Origin of the sequence: Citrobacter sp. Igbk 14 (assembly GCF_028069825.1) — a bacterium.
Classification (GTDB): Bacteria; Pseudomonadota; Gammaproteobacteria; order Enterobacterales; family Enterobacteriaceae; genus Citrobacter.
In genome coordinates this window covers 51,986-68,488 of the sequence record NZ_JANEWM010000011.1, presented here as the reverse complement: position 1 = coordinate 68,488, position 16,503 = coordinate 51,986, and the positions used below count along the sequence as shown (strand labels likewise).

Below are 16,503 nucleotides of genomic sequence, written 5' to 3'. Positions count from 1 at the left end.
GAATGTAGGGGTTAAGAAGTGCCGTTATCACCGGGAACGGCGTAAGATCCCGGTGATGACAGTAAGACGTGGGGAGTGTGGAGAAGGTTAATCTTTAATCAGTTCAGGCCACAATCGTAACGTGGTGTGCGCGATCTGCATCAGTTTTTCGAATGTGGCTCCTTCGCGGGCGCTGATCGACATACCCTGCAAAATACAGTTCAGATACTCAGCCAACTTTTGTACATCGCAGTGTGCCGGTATTTCACCATGTTCCTGTCGTTGATGCAGAAACTGAGCCAGCGTCTGCTCCTGCATGGCGTGACGGGATTTAACCGTGTGCGCAATATCCCGGGAGGAGGCGGCCAGCGTAGCGGATGTGTTAATCATAAAACATCCCGCGGGCGTGTCTTTGCTGGTGAAGCAGGTCGCTATTGCGGTGAAATAGTCCTCAAGTGCGGATTCGAGGCTTTTTTCTTCACAAAACAGTTGGGCTTCGTGTTTTGCCGCGAAGCGACTGATATAGCGGTCCAGCACGGCACGAAACAGTCCTTCCTTATTGGTAAATTCTGCATACAGCGTAGGCGCTTTTGCCCCGGTTGCTTCTACGAGATCGGCGAGCGATGTCGCTTCATATCCGTGCTGCCAGAAGAGTGTCATGGCCTTATCAAGCGCGGCTTCCCTGTCGAACACTTTTGGTCGGCCACGGCTTTTTTTTGCACAACTTGTCATTTCAGTTGTCATGGTGCCGTTGTACCTGGTTGGGTTTATTGAATAACCATTATAAAAATAATCACGCAGACACTCCAGTGCATTCACGATAAAAATAATTCAATGCTATTGATATGAAAAATAAGGCCTTTATTTTTTAAATAACAATCGTTATAAAAAAATGTTGACGTGTGACTTGGATCACATCTATGATTTACCTATCGATCGTTAAGTTAATCGCTTACGGCATATATTCATCTGCTAAAGGTCACTATCATGAAAAACGTAAAAACTCTTTTTGTCGCTGCTGTCCTGAGCTCACTTTCATTTGCAAGCTTTGCCGCTGTTGAAGTTCAGGCTACACCTGCAGGCCAACAGAAAGTCGGTATTATCTCTGCCAACGCCGGGACTAACTTAGGTTCTCTGGAAGATCAACTGGCACAGAAAGCCGATGAAATGGGTGCGAAGTCATTCCGTATTACTTCTGTTACCGGTCCTAACACCCTTCACGGGACTGCAGTTATCTACAAATAAGTTGTAAACCCTCGCATGCCACTGCGAATTCAATAAAAAACCCCCGCGGGAACAAACCGGCGGGGGTTTTTTTATAACCTGAATTTACAGCGTTTGTGCGGGAACATCGTGGTGGCGTGTCACGTCTACCGGCATGCCTGAGCGTAGCTCCATTGCATGCTCCATTACAGCGGCGTCTGTCTGTGCCGCATTTTTAAAGCTCTGCATTGATGAATTCAACACGATTGGCAGTAACTGCGGGTCGTCATTAATCTTTTCTGACAGCGGTTGGTGTACTTCAACCAGGCGCATACCGTTAGGTTCAACGGAGGCTTTAATCGGCGTGTTGATGATGTTCACTTTGGTTCCCGGCGTAACCTGACGGAATAAGGTTTCAATATCACCGTCACGCAGGCGAATACACCCAGAACTGACACGCATACCGATGCCAAAATCCGCGTTGGTCCCATGCAGCAAATACACACCGCCGTAAGCCGCTAAGCGGATAGCATGATGCCCCATCGGGTTATCTGGCCCGGCAGGTACTACAGCAGGGAGGTCGATACCATTGGCTTTATACCGTGCGCGGATATTCGCCGTTGGTGTCCAGGTCGGGTTGGCACGCTTATCAGAGATGGTGGTGACCATTGTTGGGGTCAGGGTGTCGCCGCCTAACTGGCCAATGCCAATGGGATACACGGTCACCGATTTTGTCCCTGGCTGGTAATAGTAAAGACGCAGTTCGGCGAGGTTAATGACAATCCCTTCGCGTGGGGCATCCGGCAGCAGAGTTTGCAATGGGATGGTTAAAACACTGCCCGGGCGAGGTACGTATGGATCGACGCCGGGGTTAGCCTGCAGCAGCGCTAAAAAGCCGACGTTGTATTTTTTCGCAATGGCTTCCAGCGATCCGCCGTTGTTTTCGACAACGTGAGTGGCATTTTCACCCACCAGTTTACTGCCTGGCGGCGGGAGCGGCCAGGTATTCGCTTTAGCCGGAAGCGCTAACGCGACGGTCGCCGCGAGCGTAAAAAGCGTTAGCCAGCGAGAGAGTTGTTTATTGTTTAACATCACCATAAATCCATTGTTTTTACGTGGTTTTTATAATGTAAAAGTAAACAGGAATTATGGCGGTTTGCTGTGTCGGGAAGTGCAGGGAAGTGCAAAGAGTTTGTAAATTCATCGGCCGGGTAAGCACCGCGCTCACCCGGCAGGAACGCTACGCTATGGCGTTTTCTTCAAGTTGACGCATAAATTGACGTACCCAGTCGATACGGGTTTTACGCTCGCTCAAATCTTGCATGAACTTCAGCCGGGTTGGGCCATCCAGACGGAAGTGTTGGGGTTGCTTTTGTAATAAGCCAATCAGCCACACCGGGTTGACGTGGTTCTTCTCGGCAAACTCAATCGTCCCGCCTTTTTCATTGCCTTCTAGCTTTCTGATACCCAGTTTTTGCGCTTGCTGGCGCAAACGGGCAATATCCAGCAGCGTACGGGCCGGGTCAGGCAACAAACCAAAACGGTCAATCAGTTCAACTTTAATCTCTTCCAGCTCGTTTTCGCCTTTTGCACTGGCAATACGCTTGTAGAACGACAGTCGCGTATTCACATCGGGAATGTAGTCATCTGGCAGTAACGAAGGCATCCGCAGCTCGACTTCAGTTTGCTGGTTGGTAAGATCTTCGAGCGACGGTTCGCGTCCCTCTTTTAGCGCATCAACCGCATTTTCCAGCAGTTCCATGTACAGTGAGAAGCCGATGGTTTCCATCGAACCGCTCTGATCTTCACCCAAAAGTTCTCCCGCGCCGCGGATCTCGAGGTCGTGAGTGGCCAGCGCAAAACCTGCACCCAAATCTTCCAGTGAGGCAATTGCCTCAAGGCGTTTTTGTGCATCGGTGGTCATCGCTTTCGGATGCGGCGTCAACAGCCAGGCATAGGCCTGATGGTGTGAACGTCCCACGCGGCCGCGTAGCTGGTGCAATTGTGCCAACCCGAAATGGTCAGCGCGCTCGATAATAATGGTGTTAGCGGTTGGAATGTCGATCCCGGTTTCGATGATGGTGGTACACACCAGCACGTTGAAGCGCTGATGGTGGAAATCGTTCATCACACGTTCCAACTCGCGTTCGCGCATTTGCCCGTGTCCAATCCCGATACGTGCTTCCGGTACCAGCTCTGCCAGCCTGTCAGCGGTTTTCTGGATGTTTTCAACATCGTTGAACAGGTAGTAGACCTGCCCGCCGCGTAGCACTTCACGCAGGATAGCCTCGCGCACCACCAGATTGTCATACTCGCGCACAAAGGTTTTGACGGCCAAACGACGCGCTGGCGGTGTGGCGATAATTGACAGATCGCGCATGCCGCTCATCGCCATATTGAGCGTACGCGGGATAGGGGTTGCGGTCAGCGTCAGAATATCGACATCGGCGCGCATCGCTTTAATACGCTCTTTGTGACGGACACCGAAGCGGTGCTCTTCATCGACAATCAGCAGACCCAAATCTTTGAGTTTCACATCGCTTTGCAGCAGTTTGTGCGTGCCGATGAGAATATCGATTTTACCTTCGGCAACCTGCTCCAGAATCTGCGCTTGCTCTTTGGCGCTACGAAAACGGGACAGCATCTCAATGCGCACGGGCCAGTTGGCAAAGCGGTCACGGAAGTTGTCGAAATGCTGCTGAGCGAGCAGGGTAGTCGGCACTAAAACGGCCACCTGTTTGTGGTTCTCGACGGCGAGGAATGCGGCGCGCATCGCCACTTCGGTTTTGCCGAAGCCGACGTCACCACACACCAGACGGTCCATTGCCAGCGGTTGGCACATATCGCTGAGTACCGCGTTGATGGCCTGCGCCTGATCGGGTGTGGTTTCAAACGGGAAGCTGTCACAAAACAGCTGATACTGCTCGCGGTCGTGCTTAAAGGCAAAACCTTCTTTTGCCGCACGCTGGGCGTAAATATCCAGCAACTCCGCTGCGACGTCACGCACCTTCTCGGCGGCTTTCTGCCGGGCGCGCGACCAGGCATCTCCGCCAAGTTTATGCAGCGGAGCATTCTCTTCCGCGCCTCCGGCATAGCGGCTTATCAAATGCAACGATGACACCGGTACATACAATTTGGCGTCGTTGGCGTAGGTGAGCATCAGGTATTCGCCTGTAATGCCGCCTGCTTCCAGCGTGGTCATCCCGGCATAGCGACCCACGCCGTGCTCAAGATGCACGACGGGCTGCCCCGGATGCAGCTCAGCGAGGTTTCGGATCAATGTATCCGGGTTAATCGTGCGGCGGGAATCCTGGCGGCGGCGGGCCACGCGTTCCCCAAGCAGATCGCTTTCGCAAATCAGCGCCAGGTTGCGTTTGGTATCAATGAAACCATGTTCTGCCGCACCAATCATCAGATAACGACCGCTGTCGGCGGCTTCATCAAGGCGTAAAATACGTTTTGGCGCAACTTTGATGCGAGCCAGAAGTTCGCCGAGTGCTTCACGGCGGCCTTCACTCTCTACCGAGAAAATGACCGGACCGTTAAAGGTTTCCAGGAATTTACGCAGCGCATCCAGCGGCGATTTCTGTTGCGCTTGTACGGCGATGTCCGGCAGCTTCTGGAATCCCAGATTAGTGTTTGCCGCTTTGTTTGCCAGACTTTCGGTTTTGAGCTGGACGCGAGGCCAGCGTTTAAGTTCAGAAAAAAGCTCATCAACCCGTAGCCACAGCGATTCTGGCGGCAGCAGTGGGCGCATCGGATCGACACCCCGATTCTCAAAGCGTGACAGTGTATCTGCCTGGAAACGTTCTGCGCTGGTTTCAATATCACCGGTATTCACTAACAGCGTATTGGCAGGGAAGTAGCTGAACAGCGGTGGTAGCGGTTCACTGAAAAACAGCGGTTGCCAGTATTCAATCCCGGCAGGTAACGTGCCTTTGCTGACCTGCTGGTAAATATGTTCGGCGTCACGTTTAACTTCAAAGGTATCACGCCACTGGCTGCGGAACAGCTCAATGGCTGTTTTATCGGTAGGAAATTCGTGGGCAGGCAGCAAATTAATGGCGTCGACTTCTTCCAGCGTGCGCTGGGTGTCGGTATCAAACAGACGCAGACTGTCGATTTCGTCATCAAAGAAATCAAGGCGATAAGGCAGTTCACTGCCCATTGGGAACAAGTCCAATAACGCACCGCGTGTGGCGTATTCACCGTGCTCCATAACCTGATCAACATGGCGATAACCGGCGCTGTCCAGTTGCTCACGCAGGGTATCACGCGACAGGCGCTGACCCTTTTTCATCACCAGCGCATGACCGTGTAGATAGCTGTGCGGGCAGACGCGCTGCATCAACGTGTTGACCGGTACGATCAGCACACCGCGTTGCATCGCAGGCAGTTGATACAACGAGGAGAGTCGCGAGGAGATAATTTCCTGATGCGGGGAAAAACTGTCATAGGGCAGTGTTTCCCAGTCAGCCAGATTCATCACCATCTGGTCGGTAAACTGACGAATTTCATCATGCAGACGCAAGGCATTTTGCATGTCTGGCGCGATAAGCACCACGGGTCCCGGATGGTGTTCGGCGATTTCTGCGACCAGCGTCGCGCAGGCGGCACCGGTAAGTTCACCCAACTGGCGCTGATCGGAAGCGCCGGCTGGAAGCGTGTAACGATGTTGTTCAGGCATTCGGTTGTCAGGATCTCGTTTGGATATACGTCTGATAAGCAATGTTTCTTTATTATCCGTGATCGTTTCTCATAAGCAAATTGATTCGCCCCCGGATGGGGGCAAAAAGCGCGTAAGGTTTAGCGGGAAACGATGGAGAAAGACGGCGGTGAGAAGAGCAGGTCGGCAACGGTTTTTTGTGAAATCTTTCGAACCATTAGTCCGACCAGCGTACACAACAGTAAGCAGACGAACGGGTACATCAGTAGCAGGGCCAGCTCTACGTTTGCGGACCAGACGGTATGATTGAGTTTGGGAAGTAGCGTTAAGCTAATCAGTTCCACCAGAATTCGATGGGTGGTGTAGATGGCGATAGTATTGGAACCTATCACGCTTAATGGACTGGATGCACTCATGCCAAGACGTTGTTCAAATTGATAAAACAACTTCATGATGAGTACGATGGAAACAAGTGAGAGTAATAGCGAGATATTTGCCCGCCAGGCGATGACAGCCACCAGTGTACTCACCGTTACGATGACTGCGTGACGGCGCAGGGGAACGTCTTTGATCCACGTCATCAGCGTTGCGCCAAACCAGGCACCGAGACTGTACCAGGGCAAATTACGTATTACGCTGTTTAGCCCCCACCATGGGGTCGGGAAAAAGTTGATTGCCACACTCAGCAATGCAAACAGTCCCAGTAGCGGCAATGCCCAGCGGCTGAAGATCTTACACAAGACAAAATAGACAATCAGCGCATACAGATACCACAGACTGGTGCTGGCTGTGAGCATTCCCCGGGTAAAGTCTCCCAGTGAACCGGCATAGGCGGCATTGGCCGCATGGCCCAGGTCGCGTTGCGGAGCCAGCCAGTTATTGAGCGTGGTCAACGCCAGCCATTGCACGATTCCCCACAGTATCAGCACCCAGGCAATACTCCAGATACGCTTGTCTACACAGGTTGTCCACGGGACGTTTGCAATGTAGCGGCGGATCAGATAGCCCGAAATAAAGAAAAAGACTGGCATGCGAAACGGTGCCAGATACAGATTGAGGTAGATCCAGCATTTGGTTAGCACCTGTGAGAGTGGATGCTGAAAGGCGGTGAGATGGGGATAAAAGGTAATGACCGAGTGGTAAATAACTACCAGGCAGATACATAACCCTTTGATTTGATTAATCCATAACTCTTTTTTATTCATTGCAGTGGCGTATCCATAGTGTGTGAGATAGCCTGCCATCCTGCAAAACCCTGCCTTTGCTGTAATGCGTAACCGTCTGCTTTTTATTTTTTTAAGATAAAGATCAGGAACAAAGGATGAGGGAAAAGTGGGAACTTTAGCGAATTGATTTGGTTATACTTTTCAGAACAATGCTGACGAACACTTACGGTTCAGTCATTTACCCGTCCCGCTTTCGCTTATATACTCGTGACTTTGCTAACAGCAACCAGACGGATTTCATGTACCAACCTGTCGCTCTATTCATTGGCCTGCGTTATATGCGTGGGCGTGCAGCAGATCGCTTCGGTCGTTTCGTTTCCTGGCTCTCTACCATTGGCATTACTCTTGGGGTAATGGCGCTGGTCACGGTATTGTCGGTGATGAACGGTTTCGAACGCGAGCTGCAAAATAACATCCTTGGTCTGATGCCTCAGGCTATTCTCTCGGCTGAGCAAGGCTCTCTTAACCCGCAGCAGTTGCCGGAAAAAGCCGTGGTATTGAACGGCGTCAACCGTGTTGCGCCGCTAACAACGGGCGATGTGGTCCTACAGAGTGCGCGTAGCGTGGCGGTAGGGGTGATGCTGGGCATCGACCCGGCGCAAAAAGATCCGTTAACGCCGTATCTGGTCAATGTGAAGCAAACAGATCTCGAACCGGGTAAGTATAATGTCATCCTCGGTGAGCAGCTTGCCGGACAGTTAGGTGTGAATCGCGGCGATCAAATTCGCGTGATGGTGCCTTCTGCCAGCCAGTTTACGCCAATGGGACGCTTGCCGAGCCAGCGTTTGTTTACGGTGATTGGTACCTTTGCCGCCAATAGTGAAGTCGATGGTTATCAGATGTTGACCAACATCCAGGATGCGTCACGTCTGATGCGTTATCCGGCAGGCAATATCACCGGCTGGCGTCTGTGGCTAAATGAACCGCTCAAGGTTGATACGCTGAGTCAACAAACGTTGCCGCAAGGCACCAAATGGCAGGACTGGCGCGAGCGTAAAGGTGAGCTGTTCCAGGCTGTGCGGATGGAAAAAAATATGATGGGGCTGTTGCTGAGCCTGATCGTAGCGGTAGCGGCGTTTAATATTATTACCTCGCTGGGTCTGATGGTAATGGAGAAGCAAGGGGAAGTGGCGATTTTACAAACGCAGGGGCTCACGCCGCGGCAAATAATGATGGTGTTTATGGTTCAGGGGGCCAGTGCCGGGATTATCGGCGCGCTGCTGGGGGCCGTGCTGGGCGCGTTGCTTGCCAGCCAACTGAACAACCTGATGCCGATTATCGGCGTGCTGCTGGACGGTGCCGCGTTGCCTGTCGCTATTGAGCCGTTGCAGGTGATCGTTATTGCACTGGTGGCAATGGCCATCGCACTGCTGTCTACGCTTTATCCTTCCTGGCGCGCTGCCGCCACTCAACCCGCTGAGGCTTTACGTTATGAATAAGATCCTGTTGCAATGCGACAACCTGTGCAAACGCTATCAGGAAGGCACGGTGCAGACTGATGTTCTGCACGATGTCAGTTTTTGCGTCGGCGAGGGTGAGATGATGGCGATTGTCGGCAGCTCAGGCTCCGGCAAAAGTACATTGCTTCATCTGCTCGGCGGGCTGGATACGCCGACTTCCGGCGACGTCATTTTTAGCGGTCAACCGATGAGCAAACTCTCGTCAGCGGCGAAAGCGGAACTGCGTAATCAGAAGCTCGGATTTATTTACCAGTTCCACCATTTGTTGCCAGACTTTACCGCGCTGGAAAACGTGGCGATGCCGCTACTGATTGGCAAGAAGAAGCCGGCTGAAATTACCGAGCGCGCACGTGACATGCTGAAAGCGGTTGGGCTGGATCACCGTGCCAGCCACCGTCCGTCCGAACTCTCAGGCGGCGAGCGTCAACGTGTTGCGATTGCCCGTGCGCTGGTGAATAACCCGCGTCTGGTGTTGGCAGATGAGCCAACAGGTAACCTTGATGCGCGTAACGCGGACAGTATTTTTGAGCTTCTGGGTGAGTTGAACCGTTCTCAGGGCACAGCATTTCTGGTTGTGACGCACGATCTGCAACTGGCGAAGCGCATGAGCCGCCAGCTTGAAATGCGCGATGGTCGCCTGACGGCCGAACTGAGCCTGATGGGAGCAGAGTAATGGCTTCGCCTTTATCGTTATTGATTGGGTTACGTTTTAGCCGTGGTCGGCGGCGCGGTGGTATGGTTTCGCTGATTTCCGTCATCTCCACCATCGGTATTGCATTAGGTGTGGCGGTATTGATTGTCGGTTTGAGCGCCATGAACGGTTTTGAGCGCGAGTTGAACAACCGTATTCTGGCGGTTGTGCCGCACGGTGAGATAGAAGCGGTGAACCAGCCGTGGAATAACTGGCGGGAAGCGCTGGTCAACGTGCAGAAGGTACCGGGTATTGTCGCGGCTGCACCGTATATCAATTTCACCGGGCTGGTGGAGAGTGGGGCGAACTTGCGTGCCGTACAGGTAAAAGGCGTGGATCCGAAGCAGGAGCAACGTTTAAGTGCGCTACCGTCATTTGTGCAAAACCATGCCTGGGATAATTTCAAAGCGGGTGAGCAGCAGGTCATTATTGGCAAGGGGATTGCTGACGCGCTGAAGGTGAAGCAGGGGGATTGGGTGTCGATTATGATCCCCAATGCCAGCGCCGATCACAAGCTACAGCAGCCTAAACGTGTGCGTTTGCACGTTACCGGTATTCTGCAACTGAGCGGTCAGCTCGATCACAGCTTCGCCATGATCCCAATGGAAGACGCGCAGCAGTACCTGGATATGGGCTCCAGCGTTTCCGGGATTGCCCTGAAGGTCAACGATGTCTTTAACGCCAATAAGTTGGTCAGAGACGCCGGTGAAGTGACCAACAACTATGTCTACATTAAGAGCTGGATCGGTACTTACGGCTATATGTATCGCGATATCCAGATGATTCGCGCCATTATGTATCTGGCCATGGTGTTGGTGATTGGCGTTGCCTGTTTCAATATCGTTTCAACGTTAGTGATGGCGGTAAAAGACAAGAGCGGTGATATTGCGGTATTAAGAACGCTGGGGGCGAAAGACGGGCTGATCCGCGCTATCTTCGTCTGGTATGGACTGCTGGCGGGTCTGTTCGGTAGTCTGATAGGTGTGGTTATTGGTGTTGTTGTTTCTCTGCAGCTCACACCGATCATTAATGGTATTGAGGCGCTGATCGGCCATCAGTTTCTCTCGGGCGATATTTATTTTATTGACTTCCTGCCATCTGAATTGCACTGGCTGGATGTGATTTACGTGTTGGTGACAGCATTGTTGCTGAGTCTTTTGGCAAGTTGGTATCCGGCGCGTCGCGCCAGCAATATTGACCCTGCGAGAGTACTTAGCGGCCAATAACAACAATATATACACTAAGGCATTCATGCTGTCTCAAGGCGGCAAGCCCGAAAATCACCAGACGCATAAACAACGATGTGACGGGGTGTGAGGGTGCAGCCAACGCAGAGGCAGCCTGAAGGAAGACGTGTATCAAGGAGCGGTGATGTATTACGGGTTTGACATTGGCGGAACAAAAATTGCGTTAGGCGTCTTCGATAATCACCGTCGGTTGCAGTGGGAGAAACGTGTCCCTACGCCACGCGACAGCTATGACGCTTTCCTTGATGCGGTGTGCGCTCTGGTGACAGAGGCGGACCAGCGCTTTGGCGTTAAGGGGTCAGTAGGGATTGGTATTCCGGGCATGCCCGAGACCGAAGACGGCACGCTGTATGCGGCTAACGTTCCTGCCGCCAGTGGCAAACCGCTGCGGGCCGATCTCAGCGCACGACTGGATCGCGATGTGCGTCTGGATAATGATGCCAACTGTTTTGCACTCTCCGAAGCCTGGGACGATGAGTTCACCCAGTATCCGTTAGTCATGGGCTTAATCCTCGGCACTGGTGTCGGTGGTGGCCTGGTGCTTAACGGAAAGTCTATCACTGGACGTAGCTATATTACCGGCGAGTTCGGCCATATCCGTTTGCCTGTTGATGCGTTGACGTTGATGGGATTTGATTTCCCACTGCGTCGTTGCGGATGTGGTCAACTGGGGTGCATCGAAAGCTATCTTTCCGGTGGCGGATTTGCATGGTTGTACCAGCATTACTACCATCAACCTCTGGATGCCCGTGAAATTATCGCCCTCTGGGAGCAAGGCGATGAGCATGCGCGTGCGCATGTAGAGCGTTATCTGGATTTGCTGGCCGTTTGCCTGGGGAATATCCTGACTATCGTCGATCCAGATTTAGTGGTGATTGGCGGTGGCTTGTCGAACTTTACCGCTATTACGACGCAACTGGCGGATCGACTGCCACGTCATTTGCTGCCCGTTGCCCGTGTGCCGCGTATTGAGCAGGCACGACACGGTGATGCGGGTGGGATGCGCGGAGCCGCTTTCCTACATCTTACCGATTAATACAAAGAGGTTGTTATGCTGTCGCGTCGGGGTCATCGATTAAGCCGTTTTCGTAAAAATAAACGCCATTTGCGCGATCGCCTGCGTCAACGGATCTTTTTCAGAGACAGAGTGGTGCCTGAGCTGGTGGAAAAACCAAGGGTATTAGTCCTGACTGGTGCGGGGATTTCCGCTGAATCAGGGATTCGTACTTTCCGTGCTGCAGATGGTCTTTGGGAAGAACATCGGGTTGAGGATGTGGCAACGCCGGAAGGATTTAGCCGTAATCCTGGATTGGTTCAGTCATTTTATAACGCCCGTCGTCACCAGTTACAGCAGCCCGAAATTCAACCAAACGCGGCGCATATTGCGTTGGCAAAACTCGAAGCCGAGCTGGGTGATCGCTTTCTACTGGTAACGCAAAATATCGATAATCTGCACGAACGTGCGGGTAGCCAGAACGTTATCCATATGCACGGCGAGCTCCTTAAGGTTCGCTGTTCGCAAAGCGGGCAGATTTTAGACTGGACAGGGGACGTCACGCCGGAAGACAAATGCCATTGCTGCCAGTTCCCAGCGCCACTGCGACCGCACGTTGTCTGGTTTGGTGAAATGCCTCTGGGGATGGATGAAATTTATATGGCACTGGCGATGGCAGATGTTTTCATTGCCATCGGCACGTCAGGACATGTTTATCCGGCCGCGGGTTTTGTCCACGAAGCGCGTTTGCATGGGGCGCATACGGTGGAGTTAAATCTTGAGCCAAGCCAGGTGGGTAGCGAGTTTGAAGAGAAGTATTACGGCCCGGCAAGCCAGGTGGTGCCTGAGTTTGTTGAGAAGTTATTAAAAGGGCTGTGAGCAGGCCCGATAAGCGTAGCGCCATCGGGCAGTGACGATACGCCGGATGCGACGCTGGTGCGTCTTATCCGGCCTACGAGGAGGGCAATTAGCGTCCTGCTTTCAGCTTCTGATAATACTCTTCATAGATAGCGCTGGCGGAACCGACATCGTTCTGCCATTCCCCTTTGTTGATGGTCTCCGCATCCGGGTAGAGCGTTTTATCGTTCGCCACTTCCGGGCTTAACAGCTTACGTGCCGCCAGGTTTGGCGTCGGGTAACCAATGGTTTCCGCGACTTCTTTCGCCACATCCGGGCGCAACAGGAAGTTAATTAGCTTCAGCGCACCTTCTTTGTTTTTAGCATTTGCCGGAATAGACAGGCTGTCCATCCAGAAAATACCCCCTTCTTTCGGCCAGACGACTTCCAGCGGTGTACCCGCCTGACGGGCCACGAATGCAGAACCGTTCCACACCATCCCCAGATTAACTTCGCCTTCCATATACGGATTAGCCGGGTTATCGGAGTTGAAGGCTGCAACGTTAGGCATTAGCTTCTTGAGCTCGTTATACGCGGCTTCAATCTCTTTCGGGTCGGTGGTATTCCCGGAGTATCCCAGCTTGCGCAGCGCCATCTGGAATACTTCGCGGGCATCATCCGTTAACAGCAGGCTGCCTTTGTATTCCGGTTTCCACAGGTCAGCCCAGCTGGTCACGGTTTTGGGATCAATGGCATCACTGTTAATACCAATGGCTGTCGCACCCCAGATATACGGGATTGAGTAGTCGTTGTTCGGGTCAAACGGCTTATTGAGCATTTCCGGATCGAGGTTGTGGAAGTTGGTTAACTTCGACTTATCGATCTTTTGGATCATGCCTTCCTTGCGCATTTTGTCGACGTAATAGGTGGAAGGCACCACCAGATCGTACGCACCGTCTTTGTAGGTTTTGAGCTTGGCGTACATGGTCTCATTCGACTCGTAGGTCGAATAGATGACCTTGATCCCGGTCTCTTTAGTGAACTGTTCCAGTAGCCCAGGCGGAACGTACTCGGTCCAGTTATAGAAATACAGCGTGTTGTTATCATCAGCGTGAGCGGCGCTCATGCCCAGTGCCAGAGCACCCGCCGCGAGCAGGTGGCGTGACCATTTTTTCATTTAACGTCCCCTGAATGAAGGGCCTCAACGGCCCTTGGTTTTATCACGTGCAATAAGCTGGCTGGCGATCACCATAACCAGCGACAGAACCAACAAAATGGTTGCCAGTGCGTTCACTTCTGGTGATACGCCGACTTTAACCATTGAGTAGATTTTTAATGGCAAAATTTCATAGCCGGGTCCGGTGACGAAGGACGAAACCACGACATCATCCATCGACAGCGTAAAGCTCAGCAACCAACCCGCAGCTACCGCAGGCATGGCCAATGGCAGAATGATTTTGCGCAGAATAGTCACTTCGCTGGCACCCAGGTCTTTTGCTGCCTCAAGCATACGTACGTCGAAGCCTTTCAAACGTGAGTAGACTGTCACCACCACAAAAGGCAGGCAGAAGGTAATATGCGAAAACAGCAACGACCAGAAGCCCAACTGAATGCCAATCAGCATAAACAGCACCAGCAGCGAAATTGCCATCACGATATCCGGCGACATCATCACCACAAACAACATGCCGCTGACAAATGGCTTGCCACGAAAACGGTAACGATACAGAGCGACCGCAGTCAGTGAACCGATCAGTGTGGCAAAGGTCGCGGAGAGCACGGCCATCGTCAGTGAGTGCTGTGCCGCCTGCAGCAAACTGTCGTTGTTCATCAGCAGGCCGTACCATTTGGTGGTAAAGCCTTGCCAGTTAATGCCGAAGCGCGAGCTGTTAAAGGAGTTCACAATCAAAATGATGATTGGAATGTACAGGTACGCGTAGATAGCGGTCATAAAACCGCCGCGAAGCAGTCGACCGATCATTCGAGTTCCACCTTCTTGTTCAGCAAGCGGGAAGCGCGCCAGTAGATCAGCAGCATCAGCCCCATGACGATGGTCAGGGTAATACTGGTGGCGGCCCCAAACGGCCAGTCGCGGATGTTCAGGAACTGCACTTTAATCACATTACCAATCAGCAGGTTTTTCGCGCCGCCCATCAGGTCGGATACGTAAAACAGCCCCATGGCTGGCAGCATAACCAGCAAACATCCGGCAATAATTCCCGGCATTGTCAGCGGGATAATAATGCGGGTGAAGGTCTGAAGTTTGCTGGCACCCAGATCGCGCGCAGCTTCGAGTAACGGTTTATCCAGTTTCTCAATGCTGGAGTAGAGCGGCATCACCATAAATGGCAGCAGGATATACACCAGGCCAATAATGACCGCGCTGGGGGTAAACATAATGCGAATGGGCGTATCAATCACGCCGAGCCAGAGTAGAAACTCGTTGAGATAGCCTTTGGTACTGAGGAAAATTTTGAGTCCGTAGATGCGAATAAGCGAGTTGGTCCAGAACGGAACAATCAGGAGGAAGAGCAGCAGTGGACGCACTTTCTCCGGCAGCTTTACCAAAAACCAGGCAAACGGATAGCCGAGTACCAGGCAGGCGAGTGTGGCAATCAGCGCCATATTGAGGGAGTGAACCAGCACCTCAAAATAGAGCGGATCGAGCAGGCGAGCATAGTTTTCCAGCGTAAAGACCATTTTGACGAAATTAGCGTCGTCACGGGTCAAAAAGCTGGTGCCGATGATCATCAGGTTGGGCAGAAAGACAAACAACACAAGCCAACCGACAACGGTGACGATCACCACACTCTGGAATTTACTTGTGTTCTTCATCAGCCAGTACGACCTCCCAGCTTTCTACCCAGTTAATCGCCATTTTCTGGTCGAGCGAGTGGTCGAAGTCAGGATCGTCTTCGTTGAAGAATTCGCTGACCATTACCATCTTGCCGTTTTCCAGTTCAACAACTGACTCCAGCGTCATGCCTTTATAGTTACGTTCACGCACGTAACCGATAAGTCCTTCAATATGATTATCGTCGTTGATCTCGTCAACACGCAGATCTTCCGGACGCAACAGTACGTGTAGCTTCTGTCCGGGGACTACCGCGAAGTTCACGTAAATATTACACTCGCGACCTTCAACGTTAGCACGGACACGCTGTTCGTCCAGACGTTCAATGACCGTCGCGTTAAACATATTGATTTCACCGATGAACCCGGCGACGAACAGATTCTTCGGTTCTTCGTAGATTTCTCGCGGTGTGCCATCCTGCTCAATTTTGCCATCACGCATGACCACAATACGGTCTGACATTGTCAGTGCTTCTTCCTGATCGTGGGTGACAAAAACAAAAGTGATACCGAGTTTACGCTGTAACGCTTTCAGTTCGTTCTGCATCTGCTTACGCAGTTTATAGTCCAGCGCAGAGAGAGACTCATCCAGCAGAAGCAAACGCGGTTTATTGACCACTGCACGGGCAATCGCCACGCGTTGCTGTTGGCCACCGGAGAGTTGATGCGGTTTTCGCTGAGCGAACTCTTCCAGTTGCACCATGCGCAGGGCTTCGGTGACGCGCGGAGGAATATCGGCTGCGGGGGTTTTTTGCATGCGTAAACCAAAGGCCACATTTTCAAAAACGGTCATGTGGGGGAATAGGGCATAACTTTGGAATACGGTATTCACGTAGCGGTTTTCCGCAGGAACGTGAGTGATGTCCTGGTTGTCCAGCATAATATGACCGGAATCAACCGTTTCCAGACCGGCAATCAGGCGAAGAACGGTTGTTTTACCGCAGCCAGAGGGGCCAAGTAGCGTGAGAAATTCGCCATTATTGATGGTCAAATCCAGGTTGGAAATCACCTCTTTGCCATCGAAACTCTTGCGAATTCCCGCTAGTTGCACCAGTGGAGAAAGCGAACGCGGTTGTTTATTCAATTTTTTACTCTGTCCCATGTAAACGCAACGGATGGCTGACCGATGCGGGGTTTGTGGTTAACCACCTTGATGACTCTTAATGAGGGCCGTTATTCTACGGCAAAGCGTTGTAATCGCCAATCCTTGTTGCGAATTACTGACTTAGCTTTATATTCAGAAGGATGTCATGGCGAAATATTCTCACTTGCGGGGATAAAAGTGACCTGACGCAATATTTGTCTTTTGTTGCTTATTGATAATGTTGTCACAAAAAGTGAGGGTGA

Annotated in this window: 14 protein-coding genes; 6 read left to right on the top strand and 8 right to left on the bottom strand. The window is 52.0% G+C overall.

The genetic code is table 11. The features are described 5' to 3' along the window. Positions 1-87: 87 nt before the first annotated feature. On the bottom strand, positions 88-723 hold the full coding sequence (gene comR / locus NNN64_RS06565; RefSeq protein WP_271440878.1) for a TetR family copper-responsive transcriptional repressor ComR: 636 nt from the start codon (positions 721-723) through the stop codon (positions 88-90). A gap of 243 nt (positions 724-966) precedes the next feature. Here comR and bhsA point away from each other — a divergent pair, with 243 nt between their 5' ends. Continuing rightward, positions 967-1,224 (top strand): multiple stress resistance protein BhsA, encoded by a 258-nt coding sequence (bhsA, locus tag NNN64_RS06560; protein ID WP_040231961.1) that lies wholly within the window; start codon positions 967-969, stop codon positions 1,222-1,224. Positions 1,225-1,308: 84 nt separating this feature from the next. Here the strand turns inward: bhsA and ldtC are convergent, their stop codons facing one another. The 3 genes from ldtC to NNN64_RS06545 form a co-directional block, all read right to left on the bottom strand. Continuing rightward, entirely contained in the window at positions 1,309-2,274 is a 966-nt protein-coding gene (gene ldtC, locus NNN64_RS06555) for a L,D-transpeptidase LdtC (RefSeq protein ID WP_271440877.1), read from the bottom strand. Positions 2,275-2,422: 148 nt separating this feature from the next. After that, positions 2,423-5,869, bottom strand: coding sequence for a transcription-repair coupling factor (gene mfd / locus NNN64_RS06550; protein ID WP_271440876.1), 3,447 nt, complete (start codon positions 5,867-5,869; stop codon positions 2,423-2,425). A 119-nt stretch (positions 5,870-5,988) separates the two neighbouring features. After that, a complete protein-coding gene (locus tag NNN64_RS06545; RefSeq protein WP_271440897.1) occupies positions 5,989-7,053 on the bottom strand; it encodes an acyltransferase family protein in 1,065 nt (354 codons plus the stop codon). A 260-nt stretch (positions 7,054-7,313) separates the two neighbouring features. On the opposite strand from NNN64_RS06545, the gene lolC reads away from it, so the two are divergent. The 5 genes from lolC (at position 7,314) to cobB (ending at position 12,345) form a co-directional block, all read left to right on the top strand. Then, positions 7,314-8,513 carry a lipoprotein-releasing ABC transporter permease subunit LolC gene (gene lolC / locus NNN64_RS06540; RefSeq protein WP_137382949.1) on the top strand — a complete coding sequence of 400 codons (1,200 nt, stop codon included), beginning with the start codon at positions 7,314-7,316 and terminating at the stop codon, positions 8,511-8,513. Continuing rightward, positions 8,506-9,207: a lipoprotein-releasing ABC transporter ATP-binding protein LolD gene (gene lolD, locus NNN64_RS06535; RefSeq protein WP_003832278.1), complete on the top strand. Its 702-nt coding sequence runs from the start codon at positions 8,506-8,508 to the stop codon at positions 9,205-9,207. Before lolC ends, lolD begins: the two co-directional genes overlap by 8 nt. Continuing rightward, positions 9,207-10,451, top strand: a complete 1,245-nt coding sequence (lolE, locus tag NNN64_RS06530; RefSeq protein ID WP_271440875.1) for a lipoprotein-releasing ABC transporter permease subunit LolE — start codon at positions 9,207-9,209, stop codon at positions 10,449-10,451. The genes lolD and lolE overlap by 1 nt, the downstream gene beginning before the upstream one ends. A 145-nt stretch (positions 10,452-10,596) precedes the next feature. Next, positions 10,597-11,508 (top strand): N-acetylglucosamine kinase, encoded by a 912-nt coding sequence (gene nagK, locus NNN64_RS06525; protein ID WP_137382946.1) that lies wholly within the window; start codon positions 10,597-10,599, stop codon positions 11,506-11,508. A gap of 15 nt (positions 11,509-11,523) precedes the next feature. After that, positions 11,524-12,345, top strand: coding sequence for a Sir2 family NAD+-dependent deacetylase (cobB, locus tag NNN64_RS06520; RefSeq protein WP_040231971.1), 822 nt, complete (start codon positions 11,524-11,526; stop codon positions 12,343-12,345). Between the two features lie 88 nt (positions 12,346-12,433). On the opposite strand, the gene potD is transcribed toward cobB, so the two are convergent. The 4 genes from potD to potA are packed head-to-tail and all read right to left on the bottom strand — an operon-like array spanning position 12,434 to position 16,258. Further along, the gene (potD, locus tag NNN64_RS06515) at positions 12,434-13,480 is read right to left on the bottom strand and encodes a spermidine/putrescine ABC transporter substrate-binding protein PotD (RefSeq protein ID WP_005121082.1); all 1,047 of its coding nucleotides are present in this window, start codon (positions 13,478-13,480) and stop codon (positions 12,434-12,436) included. Between the two features lie 24 nt (positions 13,481-13,504). Further along, the gene (gene potC / locus NNN64_RS06510; RefSeq protein ID WP_003030794.1) at positions 13,505-14,284 is read right to left on the bottom strand and encodes a spermidine/putrescine ABC transporter permease PotC; all 780 of its coding nucleotides are present in this window, start codon (positions 14,282-14,284) and stop codon (positions 13,505-13,507) included. After that, positions 14,281-15,138: a spermidine/putrescine ABC transporter permease PotB gene (gene potB / locus NNN64_RS06505; protein ID WP_271440874.1), complete on the bottom strand. Its 858-nt coding sequence runs from the start codon at positions 15,136-15,138 to the stop codon at positions 14,281-14,283. Before potB ends, potC begins: the two co-directional genes overlap by 4 nt. Then, the gene (gene potA / locus NNN64_RS06500) at positions 15,122-16,258 is read right to left on the bottom strand and encodes a spermidine/putrescine ABC transporter ATP-binding protein PotA (protein ID WP_202038886.1); all 1,137 of its coding nucleotides are present in this window, start codon (positions 16,256-16,258) and stop codon (positions 15,122-15,124) included. Before potA ends, potB begins: the two co-directional genes overlap by 17 nt. Positions 16,259-16,503 lie beyond the last annotated feature (245 nt).